This is a genomic window from Pantoea sp. SGAir0183 (assembly GCF_043545505.1).
The window spans coordinates 2,818,232-2,831,238 of sequence record NZ_CP028053.1; the positions used below are offsets into that span (position 1 = coordinate 2,818,232).

At 55.1% G+C, this 13,007-nt stretch carries 10 protein-coding genes; 2 read left to right on the plus strand and 8 right to left on the minus strand.

All coding sequences use genetic code 11. From position 1 onward, the window contains the following. Positions 1-60: 60 nt before the first annotated feature. Complete coding sequence (gene mdoH / locus C1N59_RS13115) at positions 61-2,613, minus strand: glucans biosynthesis glucosyltransferase MdoH (RefSeq protein WP_283787292.1); 2,553 nt, start codon at positions 2,611-2,613, stop codon at positions 61-63. Further along, positions 2,606-4,144 (minus strand): glucan biosynthesis protein G, encoded by a 1,539-nt coding sequence (locus C1N59_RS13120; protein WP_172677658.1) that lies wholly within the window; start codon positions 4,142-4,144, stop codon positions 2,606-2,608. Before C1N59_RS13120 ends, mdoH begins: the two co-directional genes overlap by 8 nt. A 280-nt stretch (positions 4,145-4,424) precedes the next feature. On the opposite strand from C1N59_RS13120, the gene mdoC reads away from it, so the two are divergent. Then, the gene (mdoC, locus tag C1N59_RS13125; RefSeq protein WP_033737578.1) at positions 4,425-5,549 is read left to right on the plus strand and encodes a glucans biosynthesis protein MdoC; all 1,125 of its coding nucleotides are present in this window, start codon (positions 4,425-4,427) and stop codon (positions 5,547-5,549) included. Positions 5,550-5,581: 32 nt separating this feature from the next. Here the strand turns inward: mdoC and C1N59_RS13130 are convergent, their stop codons facing one another. Then, a complete protein-coding gene (locus C1N59_RS13130) occupies positions 5,582-7,042 on the minus strand; it encodes a phospholipase D family protein (RefSeq protein ID WP_039341167.1) in 1,461 nt (486 codons plus the stop codon). 156 nt (positions 7,043-7,198) lie between these two features. Here C1N59_RS13130 and C1N59_RS13135 point away from each other — a divergent pair, with 156 nt between their 5' ends. Beyond that, complete coding sequence (locus C1N59_RS13135) at positions 7,199-8,359, plus strand: glycoside hydrolase family 1 protein (protein WP_033737580.1); 1,161 nt, start codon at positions 7,199-7,201, stop codon at positions 8,357-8,359. Here C1N59_RS13135 and C1N59_RS13140 read toward each other — a convergent pair. The 5 genes from C1N59_RS13140 to C1N59_RS13160 form a co-directional block, all read right to left on the minus strand. After that, positions 8,350-8,523, minus strand: coding sequence for a hypothetical protein (locus tag C1N59_RS13140; RefSeq protein ID WP_367143172.1), 174 nt, complete (start codon positions 8,521-8,523; stop codon positions 8,350-8,352). The genes C1N59_RS13135 and C1N59_RS13140 overlap by 10 nt on opposite strands. Before the next feature lie 32 nt (positions 8,524-8,555). Next, positions 8,556-8,699: a hypothetical protein gene (locus tag C1N59_RS13145; RefSeq protein ID WP_006118788.1), complete on the minus strand. Its 144-nt coding sequence runs from the start codon at positions 8,697-8,699 to the stop codon at positions 8,556-8,558. 115 nt (positions 8,700-8,814) lie between these two features. Further along, positions 8,815-10,233 (minus strand): efflux transporter outer membrane subunit, encoded by a 1,419-nt coding sequence (locus C1N59_RS13150; protein ID WP_394549691.1) that lies wholly within the window; start codon positions 10,231-10,233, stop codon positions 8,815-8,817. Then, positions 10,230-11,324: an HlyD family secretion protein gene (locus C1N59_RS13155; RefSeq protein WP_394549692.1), complete on the minus strand. Its 1,095-nt coding sequence runs from the start codon at positions 11,322-11,324 to the stop codon at positions 10,230-10,232. Before C1N59_RS13155 ends, C1N59_RS13150 begins: the two co-directional genes overlap by 4 nt. 2 nt (positions 11,325-11,326) lie before the next feature. Then, positions 11,327-13,006, minus strand: coding sequence for an MFS transporter (locus tag C1N59_RS13160; protein ID WP_110267697.1), 1,680 nt, complete (start codon positions 13,004-13,006; stop codon positions 11,327-11,329). Position 13,007: the final 1 nt, after the last annotated feature.

Consider the following 13,007-nt stretch of genomic DNA (forward strand, 5'->3'; position numbering starts at 1 on the left):
ATGTTGCTGTCTGTGTCGGGCCAGGGGCAAAAAAAAGCGGCATCTCTGCCGCTTTTTTCATTATGCCTGATGCGGAAGCGCGTCAGGATTAAGCGAAAGTTTTTGATAACTCTCTACCCATTGATGGTATTTCTCGCCACTTTCCCACAAACGGGTGTGAACGCGCGCCAGTACCACCGGATCGCTGATCAGCTGCAAACGTTGTTCACGACCCAGCTTCTCGGGCGCATCGCTCAGTGCCTGATCAACCCGCCGATCGCGCGCATGATCTAACAACTGGCTGTGCTTGTGCCGTGAGGTCGCCAGCGCTGTCGCCAGTGCGTTAAACGCCGGGTTAAACAACGCGTGCATAAAGCCGTTTTTCAGGACGCGCTGGCGGTTCAGCTCGACGTAACGGTCAGTATCGATCAGCTCTTTTGGCGGATCATACTCTTCCGGAATCAGGAACAGCTTCGCCTTCTTGGTCTTCAGGCCCAGCCCCGAACGGCTCGACATCACTGAGACAAACGGTGACAGAATCAGTGAGAAGACAATAGGCGCCAGCCACCACAGGAAGTTGAGATCCAGCCAGCCCATTCCGGCTGCCCATACGATACCCAATGCCATCTGCGAGCCATGACGTTTAAAGGCCTCGCTCCAGGGCGTTGCATCATCATCACGCTGCGGTGAGTTCCAGACGACTTCCCAGCCCAGGAACGCGCTGACCACAAATACGGTGTGGAACAGCATGCGCACCGGTGCCAGCAGAACCGAGAACAGCATTTCCAGCAGCAGCGACACAAACAGACGTAGTGCGCCACCGTAAGGTTTCGCGCCTTTACACCAGATCAGCACTACGCTCAGCAGCTTCGGCAGGAACAGCAGCACCAGCGTGGTGGAGAACAGCGCAATCGCCAGTTCAGGACGCCACTGCGGCCAGACCGGGAACAGCTGTCGAGGCTGCAGGAAGTAGGTCGGTTCCATCAGCGTGTGGACCACCTGTAGGGCGGTGGACAGCGCCAGGAACATAAACCACAGCGGGGCTGAAAGGTATGACATCACGCCCGTCAGGAAGACCGCACGGTGAACCGGGTGCATCCCTTTAACGAGGAACAGGCGGAAGTTCATCAGGTTACCATGACACCAGCGGCGATCGCGTTTGAGCTCATCCAGCAGATTCGGCGGCAATTCCTCGTACGAGCCAGGCAGATCATAGGCAATCCATACGCCCCAACCCGCACGGCGCATCAGTGCCGCTTCCACAAAGTCGTGAGACAAAATGGATCCCGCAAAAGACCCTTCACCGGGCAGCGGTGCCAGCGCACAGTGCTCAATAAACGGTTTCACACGGATGATGGCGTTATGGCCCCAGTAATGCGATTCCCCTAACTGCCAGAAATGCAGACCCGCGGTAAACAACGGCCCATAAACACGCGTCGCAAACTGCTGGCAGCGCGCATACAGCGTGTCCATTCCGGACGCTTTTGGTGACGACTGAATGATCCCGGCATTCGGGTTCGCTTCCATCATGCGCACCAGACCGGTCAGACATTCCCCGCTCATGACGCTGTCCGCATCCAGTACGACCATGTAGCTGTAGTTGCTGCCCCAGCGACGACAGAAGTCATCAATGTTGCCGCTCTTACGCTTCACACGACGACGGCGACGGCGGTAGAAGATCTTTCCTGCCCCACCGACATCACGCACCAGCTCCATCCAGGCCTTTTGCTCAGCAACAGCAATATCGGCATCGTAGCTGTCACTCAGGATATAGACATCGAAGTGCTCAGCGTTGCCTGTACGCACAACGGATTCCCAGGTGGCGCGCAAGCCTGCGAACACACGGCCCACATCTTCATTACAGATGGGCATGATCAGCGCGGTACGGTGCTCTGGATTCAGCGCCTCATCCCCGACTGTCGAGTAAGAGATGCTGTATTTATCCCGACCGATCAGCAGTTGTAAAAAGCCCATCAGTGCTGTCCAGAAGCCCGCCGACACCCAGCAGAACAGAATCGCAAACAGGAACAAAATTCCCGTCTGCAACACATAAGGCAGAATCTGCATGACAGACTGCTGCCAGTTCTGGTTGATCATGTCCATCGGATCCAGCAGCGTCCAGCCCTGGTAAGGCAGAATGGTCTTCATGTACCACGTTGCCACCACGGTTTGAAACACCGTAAGAATCAGGAGGATATAGCGGCGAACAGAACCGACATGGCGCCATTTTTCTTCTGCGCGCTGCTCTTCCGCCGTGGCATAACGCGGAACCGCCTTATGACCCCGTAATGAGTCCCAGGCACGTGCCAGCGGGTTAGTGCGCCAGGCTTCCGGAAACATCAGTGAACGCTTCACCTTTGGCATCGCTTTCAGGGTGGTACGTTCCAGATAGTCTTTGCCTAGCTGTGCACCACCCGCGAGGGAATCAGGCCAGGCCATTTCAATACGTGATGAAACGGACTTCAGCGGTGCATCGTCAGGACGATCGCTGGCGGCCACATCCTGACCCAGCGATTCGTGCAGTTGATGGAACGTCTGGGCATTCTGTAAAGACGCCGCCAGACGCGCTTTTCCTGCCGCATCCAGCGGCAGGGCTTCTACATAGCGTTGAGGTGTAAAAGTCAGATTATTCATTGGCAGGTAACTGATAGCTCCAGGTTTCCGTCAATGTTTTGTCACCGCTTACCAGCGCGGCACGCATTTCAGTCGCCTGCTTGTTATCTTTAACCCGGATACGCAGAACCAAGCGCCAGCCTTTGGTAACCGGATTGTAGCGAACGCTCTGTTCCACCACTTCCCCGTTTTTACCTACGCTGACCTGAGGCGCAACCTGGCTGTCGGCCGGCATTTCACTCATGTCTTTCCCTACGAAATCGATGGTGAAGGCCACGGTGCCATCCGGCTGACGAACCAGGTTTGACTGCTTCACGTCGCCCGCCGAGCGCAGCGTATCTTTGACCCAGGCAACATCATCTGAATGCAGCTTGTTTTCATTACGGCCAAAGTGCAGACGGTAGTCAAAGTCCATGGCTTTGCCGGGTTCCGGCAGATTTTCCGGTGTCCAGAACGCCACGATGTTATCGTTGGTTTCGTCAGCGGTGGGGATTTCCACCAGCTCAACATGGCCTTTGCCCCACTCGCCTAATGGCTCAACCCAGCCGCTTGGGCGCAGATCGTAACGATCGTCCAGATCCTGATAATTATTGAAATCACGTCCGCGCTGCAGCAGCCCGAAGCCTTTCGGATTTTCAATCGTGTAGGTGCTGACCGCCAGATGGCGCGGGTTGTTGAGTGGACGCCAGATCCATTCACCATTGCCGCTGTGGATCGACAAACCGTCCGAATCATGCAGTTCAGGGCGGAAATTCGAGACCGTCGATGGCTGATTGCGGCCAAACAGGAACATGCTGGTTAACGGCGCGATGCCCAGTTTACCGACCTTGTCACGCAAATAGACCTGCGTCTTAACATCGACGGTAGTCTCCTGGCCTGGGTGAATCGTGAAACGGTAGGCACCGGTGGCACGTGGAGAATCCAGCAGCGCATAAATCACTAACTGCTTGTCCTGGGGTTTTGGACGTTCAATCCAGAACTCTTTGAAACGCGGGAACTCTTCACCTGACGGCAGCGCGGTATCGATCGCCAGACCACGGGCAGACAGACCATAAACCTGGCCTGCACCAATCACACGAAAATAACTGGCCCCCAGGAAGCTGGCGATTTCGTCATCTTTCTTATTCTTGCTGTTCAACGGATACAGGACTTTAAAACCGGCAAAGCCAAGGTTTTTAACCGCATCAGCATCGTGCTTCACGTTGCCAAAGTTGAAATAGTCAGGATTGTATTTGATCTCACGTACGGTATTGGCGGTGATTTCATTGATCTTCACCGGCAAATCAAAGTACATGCCCTGATGGTAAAACTCGAGCTTAAACGGCGTACGCAGTTTGCCCCAATACGCTTTATCGTGGTTGAACTGAATCTGCTGATAATCAGCAAATTTCATGTCACGAAACTGAGAGGGTAAATTACTTTTTGGCGCTTCAAAGCTTTTTCCAGACAACTCTTTCGCTTGTTTCGCGACATCATCAAAGTTAAACGCCCAACTGTTGTTGGCATACAAAGCCAGCAGGACCGCTGCGCCAATCCAGCGCATTTTCGTCAGCCCCACATTATTTTTTACATTAGTCAGCACATCCCCCCCTTTCGTGTGCTTAATACAAACCCGCTTATCTTAATGGATAATTCGGCTTTCCGACAGCATATGCACAACAATGTTCCCGATAATCATCTACTCGCGAGGTGATTTTAGGACAATTAAACGTTACGGGCTCAACTGAGATTCAACTGATAGTATACTCTGTTATCTCCAGCTAGAATTTCCCTCCAACATAAAACGGTTTCAGGGCGAAACCGCCTAAAACGTACTAACGAACTGGAACTTTATGAGTACAAAAAAACCTGAGCGTGAATATTTTCTCGACTCCATTCGGGCCTGTTTGATGTTGTTAGGCGTGCCGTTTCACGTCTCCCTGATCTATTCGTCTCAGTCATGGGCCGTCAACAGCCACGATGCCTCACTATGGCTCACTACCCTCAATGATTTTATTCATTCGTTTCGTATGCAGGTGTTCTTTGTTATCTCGGGCTACTTCTCTTATATGCTCTATCTGCGCTATCAGCCTCAGCGCTTTCTGAAAGTCCGCTTAGAGCGCGTCGGGATTCCGATGCTCACCGCGGTTCCGCTGATCACGCTGCCGCAGTTCTTTATGCTGAAAGCCTGGACACCAAAGCTGTCGAACTGGAACAATTTGTCGCTGTATGACAAATACAATACGCTGATGTGGGAGTTGATCTCGCACCTGTGGTTTTTGCTGGTGCTGGTATTGCTTACCACACTGGGCATGCTCACCTTCCGCTGGCTACGCGATCAGCAGCGCAATATTGACTACCAACGTGTCGGCTGGACAAAGCTGGCTCTGGGGCTGTTGTTGTGGGCCGTGCTCTGGGGAGCGGTACGGCGGGCGATTTTTTATGCCCACCCTTCCCTGTTGGGCGATGCGCTGTTTAACTTTGCCGTTATGCAGTGTCTGTTCTTCCTGCCGTTTTTTATGCTGGGTGCCCTCAGCTGGAAACATCAGGCGCTGAAAACGCTGTTTGTCCGGGCAAACCCGCTGCTGTACGTTGGGGCCGTCGTGATGCTGGTCGCCTACATTGCAAACCAACGGCTGAACAGTGGCGAAGGCTGGCTGTATGAAACCGACGCGCTGATCAGCAGCATGATGGGGCTTTGCATGCTGAACGTTTGTTACAGCCTGGGTCATAAATGGCTGAATTCTCACTCTCCTCAGATCATGTACCTGGTCAATGCCTCCCTGTTCATTTACCTGGTGCATCACCCTTTGACCCTGCTGTACGGAATTTTTATGACGCCGCATCTGCACAACAACACGTTTGGCTTTTTTCTGGGCCTCTTAATGGTGTTTGGTGCCTCCTTCATTTTGTATGAGTTGCACCTGCGCATTCCTCTGCTGCGCTTTCTGTTCTCCGGTAAACCGCAAAAGCGTTAAGGTAAAGGCGACCATCCGGGTCGCCTTTTTTATTACAGTAGCCACTCAATAGGCAGCCGCCAGACCAGCCGGACCTGCAGACGTTGCCACCAGTTACAGCCGGGCTCATGCTTATGCACAACCTGCTGCGCTTCGCCCGGATATTCCAGCCAGTTTACCCGGCCCCACTTATCCAGTTGCAATGTCCAGGCTCTGTCACGCATGGATTCACTAAAGCGCCGGTGGGTTTCCGTGGCCAGGGTTTCACTTTCGATCACCAGTCCCATCTCCGTGTTTAACACGGCGGAACGCGGATCAAAGTTAAACGAGCCAATAAACAGAATGGCTTCGTCTACCGAGAAGGTTTTCGCATGCAGGCTTGAGCCAGAATTCCCGGTTAACCCGCGATCGTGCGGCGCATCGTTTACGCCCGCCTGCGGCTTTAGCTCATACAGCGCGATGCCATGACGCAGGAGCTTTTTGCGCCACTTGGCATAACCGGCATGCACAACAGAAACGTCGTTCGCTGCCAGAGAGTTCGTCAGAATCGCAATTTTCACGCCTTTACGCTTTAGCGACAATAACTGCGCCACGCCCGCGCGGGTGGGAACAAAGTAGGCGGAAATGATATCAAACTGACGCTGGGGTGAACCGATAACCTCCAGCATGCGCTGGGGCAGAAGCGATTTGCGACGGGCTTTACCCAGCCCCTTGCGCGGATCGTCACTCAACAGCCGGGCTTTTGCCCAGACAAACGGTAAGCTGTCCTGCGTCAGTTGCTGAATCAGTGGCGAATGGCTCAGTCGCTTCAGATAGTGCTGAACGCCCTCGTTCTCACGCCATTCGGGAGGCAGAACGACCTCAGGATGTGCCGTCACGTCCTGTTCCAGCACATCGTCCAAAGGGGAAACCGGTTTACTGTGCCAGTAGCGTTCAAAATCCTCCGCCACTTCCTTGACCACGGTTCCAATTGCCAGCACGTCGAGATCGGCAAACAGCGGTTCGTTACCTGTCCCAAAGTATTCATCGCCAATGTTGCGCCCACCCACCACCGTGGTGATGCCATCGGCGGTAAAGCTTTTATTGTGCATACGACGATTGAGGCGTGCAAAATCAGTGAGGTAACCCAAGGCGCGCAACGTGCGAAAGGAAAAGGGGTTGAACAGTCTGACGGTAATATTTGGATGATGATTAAGCTGCGCCAGCGTATCGTCCAGCCCTGGCGTATTGTTATCATCGAGCAGGAGCCGGACTTTCACGCCGCGATTGGCTGCATCCAGCATGGCGCTGAACAGGAGCCGACCAGACATGTCGTTTTGCCAGATATAGTATTGAATATCCAGCGTCTTTGTCGCTTTTTCCATCAGCAGGTAACGGGCAGCAAAGGCATCCAGCCCGTCACTCAGCGGATGAATACCGCTTAGCCCCGGATGACGCAGCCCGGGCGGAACAAGCCGTTGCTCAAGCCAACTCTGGCTCGGTGCAGGCTGGGGAAGATTAAACGCTTCGGTCATGGAGAGTCCCTGAATCTTACGGTCATTTATTATTATTCCTTCGCGCGGCACGGGATGCCAGTCGCGGTTGCGCAGCTGCAAGACTGAAAGCAATGTTTTTTAGTCTAGACTTACTCCAACGATCTGTGACCGACATTTGTCCGGCAGGAGAGGAATATGCGCAACCAGCCTATCACTGACGATCACGTACACCATCAACCCCGTCTGTTTCAAAGCTTTTTTCAGGGCAGTTTTCCCTGCTCCACCGCCTGCCGCACGCCAGGTAAGCGCCTGGATATGGTGATCAGCAGTGGCCACGATATGTTGTTCAGAAAAGACTATGCCGCGCTGGTCGACTTGCACCTGTTGACCGCACGTGACGGTGCGCGCTGGCATCTGATTGAGAAAACGCCAGGCCAGTACGACTGGCGTAGCTTTTTACCCATGGTCGATGCGGCGCGGGATCAACAGTTGCAGGTCATCTGGGAGCTGGCCCATTTTGGCTATCCGGACCATCTCACTATCTGGAAAGCCAGCTTTGTCGATCATTTTGAACGTTATGCCCGTGCGATGGCGACATTGCTGCGCGATCGGGGAATCGAACAGCCCTTTTTTACCCCGATTAACCAAATATCGTTCTGGTCCTGGGCGGGTGCGGAGGTGGCCTGGTTTAATCCTCACGTCAGTCAGCGCGGAAAAGAGTTAAAACGGCAACTGGTCCGTGCCTCTCTGGCGGCGATACAGGCGATTCGCGACGTGATTCCCGCGGCGCGATTTGTCCTTACCGATCCGCTGGTACAGATTGCCCATCATCCTGATAACCCCGACAGTAAACCCGGGGCCGATGCCCAACATCAGGCTCAGTTTGAGGCATGGGATATGCTGGCCGGTCGCCTTGATAAGGAACTGGGCGGGCGCGAAGAGTATCTGGATATTCTGGGTCTGAATTATTACCCCGATAACCACTGGTATTTTCCCGATCAGCCCATGGACAGAGACGATCCCGTACGGGCCCCACTCCACCTGTTACTGGCCCAGTACTGGCAACGCTATCAGCGCCCCATGTTAATCGCTGAGACGGGCGCAGAAGGCGAGGCACGGGCCCCCTGGCTGCAGGAAGTCAGTGAAAATGTTATGGTCGCGCTGGATCAGGGTATCGCGATGGAAGGGATTTCTCTGTACCCGGTGGTTGAGTATCCGGCCTGGGCCGATGACAGACGGTCGCCAGGCTCACTGTTAGGGCTGGCCGATCCGAACGGCAACCGAACGGTACACGAGAATCTGGCACTGGTGCTACGAAGCCAGCAGATTAAATTCAGTCAGCGAGTTCAGCGTTGACCGGTGGGCGGTTTAGGATAGCAGGTTTGTACATCGACATGGTCGACGGGCGTGGTAAGACGGCTGTCGTTAAACCATGTCATCAGAAACAGAAAGGTGACACCAATCAGGCAAGCCGTCAGCAGCCCAATAATCGCAATCAGTTTATCATCGCGCGATTCCATCCCTCACTCCTTTCAGGTCCGGTTGATAAACACTAGCTCATCCAAAGCGTGACGATCAGAACGAAAATTATAAGCGTTACCGACGTCACTGCAAGCACCACAATCGCGAAGTGCGCATCGGCAAGCGGCTGAGCCACGGGTTCCTCATGCTCTTCTGGTGGGTGGGGTAAGAACATGCTCTTCCTGGTCAAAACGGCATAATGGGGCGATAGTGCGCGACAGTGTAAAACAAACCCGTCGCGTTAGCCGTGATTTTACAAAACAGACCGCTGGCAAACTGATGGGCGACGATTACGGCCCCCTGGCGTCAGCCTGATGCCGTGCCCCACTCTGGTTTTCGCCCGACCAGCCCCCGCCGAGTGCACTGTATAACGCGATTTGGGCCTGCAACAGATTATTCTTTACCGTTACCAGATTTAGCTGCGTGGCAAACAGGGTGCGTTGCGCATCCAGTTCGTCCAGATAAGAAGCATAGCCATTTTGATAGCGATTCGTTGCAATACGCAGTGCCTCAGCGACAAACTGCTCTTGCTTCTGGAGCGCTTCACGCTGTGCTTCGCCCTGGCGAATGGCATCCAGCGCGTTATTGACTTCGGAGAACGCGTTTCTTACCACTTTCTCATAGGTGTAAAGTGCCTGATTGCGAGAAGCCATAGCGACATCGACCTGAGCGGTCAATGCTTCACGGTTCAGCAACGGTGCCAGAATACTGCCCCCTACGCTCCAGAGGCGGAACGGATCGTCCACCAGCTGATGCAAAACGGAACGCTGTAATGTGCCCGACGCTGTCAGATTAATTCCCGGCAGTAACTTCGCCTTTGACGCAGCCAGGCTGGCATCGGCGGCCAGCAGCTGGCGCTGCGCCTGGACGATATCCGGGCGACGATTCAGTAAGGCTGACGGCAAAATGCCCGGTATCGTCTGTGGCATCAGGACAGTAAAGTCGCGGTGACGGGCCACCTCCCGAGGGTTCATGCCGACTAAAATACTGAGCGCGTTTTCCTGCTGAGCAATCTGATGCTGTAACTGCGGTACCTGGGCTTGCGCGGACTGATACTCCGATGAGGCCTGCATCCACTCCAGCCGGGACGTATAACCTGTTTCAAACTGACGCTGCGCCAGTCGGAGCGAGTTACGCCGTAAGGCCAGCGTCGCTTCGGTCACGCGCAGTTGTTCATCCAGCGCGCAGAGCGTCATATAACCCGATGCAACGGAACTGGCGATGGTCAGTTCTGCGGCCGACGCGGCCGCCTGCTGCGCCTCCAGCGTGGCGCGGGTGGCATCAATCGTATCGGCCCGTGCGCCCCACAAATCGACATTGTAACTGGCCTGAAGCTGCCCCTGAAAAACGGAGGTTTCATAAGGCTGCCCGGTCACAGCCGACAGGGCACGTTGACGCGTTGCCGCAACCCCGCCACTGAGCGTGGGAAAGTTATCGCCCTCAGCGCCACGCAGTTGCGCACGATATTGATCCACCCGCGACCGGGCTATCAAAATATCGGGATTATGCTGTAATGCCTGCTCCACCAGTCGGTTCAGATCCCGATCGCCAAACGCCTGCCACCAGGCCGCCTCTGGCGGCGCGGAAGGCCCAACCTGCTCGCGCCATTGTGACGGAATGGGTAACGAGGCCGGGGCTTTCTCAACCTGTGTGCTGCACCCTGCTAACAGGGCGGCCAGCATGCCTGCCACTAACCGAGCGCCCTTCATGGTGCGGTCTCACTGACTGGTGAAGCCGCCGTATCAATACTGACCTCGACTGACATGCCGGGCCGTAACTGTTGCTGCACCTCCGGCGCGACGTCAATGCGTACGGGAATACGCTGGGCGATTTTCACAAAGTTACCGGTCGCGTTATCCGGTGAGATAGCGCTGAATTCTGAGCCTGCCGCTGGCGAGATATCGGCAACGCGACCGTCGAAACGTTTACCATCCAGCGCATCGACACGAATCGTCACCGGCAACCCCGCGCGAATATGCGCAAGCTGGGTTTCTTTATAGTTTGCGATGATCCACTTATGTGCAGGCACCACGGAGGTCAGGCGCGTCCCGGCCGTCACATAGGCGCCTTTACGCACCGATAACTGCCCTAACTGACCCGCATCGGGCGATATGATACGGGTGTTTGCCAGGTCGATTTCAGCCAGTTCCAGCGCCGCCTGCGCACTGGCAACGTCCGCCTCCAGCGACGCCCGGTTTACGATCACCGTTTGCAGATTTTGCTGAGCGACTGCAACCTGGGCTTCCGCCTGATGAAGCTGAGCCAGCCCCTGCGCGTTCGCTGCGCGTGCGGCATCCCGCTCACGCACGGAGAGCGAACCATCCGCGGCCAGATTCTCTACCCGCTTCAGATCCAGGCCACTTTTCACCGCCTGCGCTCTGGCGTTTTCCAGAGCGGCTTTGTTGCTCTGGATCGAGGCCTGCGCGCTAAGACGCTGCTGTTGATTGTTGCTCAGAGCGGCCTGCTTCATGGCCAGTTGTGCCTGCGCCTGATGCACTCGCTGGCGATAAATACGATCGTCAATCGTCATCAGCACCTGGCCTTTTTTGACCGACTGCAGATCGGCCACGTTCACAGCGGTCAGATATCCGCTCACCTGCGGGCTGATAAAGGTGACCTGGCCGCGTACATAGGCGTTTTCCGTGCTCTGGACCGGACTGGTAAAAGGCCATAGCTGCCAGGCATACAGAATAACCAGCACACCAATGACCGCAATGCCGCTCCCCAGGGCGATAGAGAGAATACGACGACGATTGGCCCGATCGCGTTCTGCTGCCTGAAGTTCATCCTGCTGACTCATACTTACTCCGTTCGTTCTTGTGCGGCGGCGAGCTGACGCTGCTCTGCCAGATGAAATTTGGCCTGTCGCCAGTCAAGGTAGCGTCGACGTGTTAAACGCCACAACACCCACATCAGCGTAACCAGCGCCAGGGTTGCGGTCAGCAGATAGGTGTCGTTGTAGGCCAGGACGTTCGCCTGCAGGGTGGCGACGGACTGAAGCTGGCTGGTGCTTTGGGCACTCAATAACGCGCTATCGCCAATCTGGCTGCTAAAGAGCCCACCATATTGTGTAAGCCGGTCGCTGACGTTGGGATCCAGTAACGATAATTGATCGCCGAGCAGGCTGGAGTGGTATTTTTCACGCCAGACCTGAAAGGTCCCCAAAATCGCGGATCCGATTAAACCGCCCAGATTTTGGCTCATGCCGAACAGGACCACGAAACTGACCAGATTTTTAGGCTGCGTGACGACGCTGCCAATTCCCATCAGCATGGCCGGCGCCATGAAAAAGGCACTGCCGAACCCCAGCAGAAACTGACTCAGGTACATATTGTTCGCGCGCGTGACCGGGCTGGATTGCGCATCCATCAGTGAGGCGATAATCATGACGACCAGCGATGCGACGATCGGCCAGTTAAGATGGGTAGGTTTGATAGTCAGCGCGCTGGCGGCAATGCCCGCCACCACACCGGCCATGATGGCAAGCGCCAGGCCGTGCATTTGATCATTCTGTAATCCAATCTGCTGCAGGAAGCCGACTGCCCCCGTATTCTGCTCTGCCAGTACGATGCGAATCATGATCATCACAATGCCTAAACGCACGATCATTCCACTGCTGAGCCAGCGCGTGTTTATGAGTGGATTGCGGCGATTGTGCTCAATCACAAAGGCACTGACGATCAGCACCAGCGCCAGGGCTGAACAGATCCCCAGCCAGGGCGTACTGAACCACCACTCAATACGGCCCAGCGACAGCACGCCACACAGCAACGCCATGCCCGGAGCCAGCAGGATAAACGTCAGGAAATCCATCTTTTCAAAAGCTTTAATACGATCGCCCGGCGGCAGCTTAACCACCAGCACCGCCCCTAATGCAATCAGCGCTAACCCCAGCTCAAACAGATACAGCCCTCGCCACTCGTCCAGTTGTAACAACTCACTGGAGAACAGGCGCGCCAGCGGAATAGCGAGCTGTGAGGCGGTGAGACCAATGACCAGCGCTTTTAAGCGATGCCTGGCAGGCCAGGCCTGAACCTGGTAATAAATGCCCAGCGAGCTTAGCGCCGCACCGACCATGCCATGGGCCGTACGCACGATAATCGCTGAACTCAGATCGTTGGCAAACAGATGGAAAAAGGCGACCAGGACGTACAGCACCAAAAACGCTTCGGTAAATACGCGTAAACCAAACTGCTGGCGAAATTTTACCAACAGCAGGTTGATAGAGATATTCCCCATCACATAAACCGCGGGCAGCCAGGCAATTTCGTTGGAATAAGCCGCAAAGGTGCCTTGCAGATTGGTCAGATTAGCCGTAACCAGCGCATTACTTAAGGCGCCGGTCAGCGAGATCAGCAACCCTATCAGCCCAAAGGCAACACGCTTGGGTGGGGAATGGATTGGCGTCGAAGGCGAGCCCGGCAGCATGGGTTTTTCATGAGGCAACCATTCACGCGCAGCGTAGGGATTGCGCCGGGCCATA

Coding starts and splice junctions, on each gene's coding strand:
- mdoC (WP_033737578.1), top strand. CDS start 4,425: ATGAGTACAAAAAAACCTGAGCGTGAATATTTTCTCGACTCCATTCGG.
- C1N59_RS13130 (WP_039341167.1), bottom strand. CDS start 7,042: ATGACCGAAGCGTTTAATCTTCCCCAGCCTGCACCGAGCCAGAGTTGG.
- C1N59_RS13135 (WP_033737580.1), top strand. CDS start 7,199: ATGCGCAACCAGCCTATCACTGACGATCACGTACACCATCAACCCCGT.
- C1N59_RS13145 (WP_006118788.1), bottom strand. CDS start 8,699: ATGTTCTTACCCCACCCACCAGAAGAGCATGAGGAACCCGTGGCTCAG.
- mdoH (WP_283787292.1), bottom strand. CDS start 2,613: ATGAATAATCTGACTTTTACACCTCAACGCTATGTAGAAGCCCTGCCG.
- C1N59_RS13140 (WP_367143172.1), bottom strand. CDS start 8,523: ATGGAATCGCGCGATGATAAACTGATTGCGATTATTGGGCTGCTGACG.
- C1N59_RS13155 (WP_394549692.1), bottom strand. CDS start 11,324: ATGAGTCAGCAGGATGAACTTCAGGCAGCAGAACGCGATCGGGCCAAT.
- C1N59_RS13150 (WP_394549691.1), bottom strand. CDS start 10,233: ATGAAGGGCGCTCGGTTAGTGGCAGGCATGCTGGCCGCCCTGTTAGCA.
- C1N59_RS13160 (WP_110267697.1), bottom strand. CDS start 13,006: ATGGCCCGGCGCAATCCCTACGCTGCGCGTGAATGGTTGCCTCATGAA.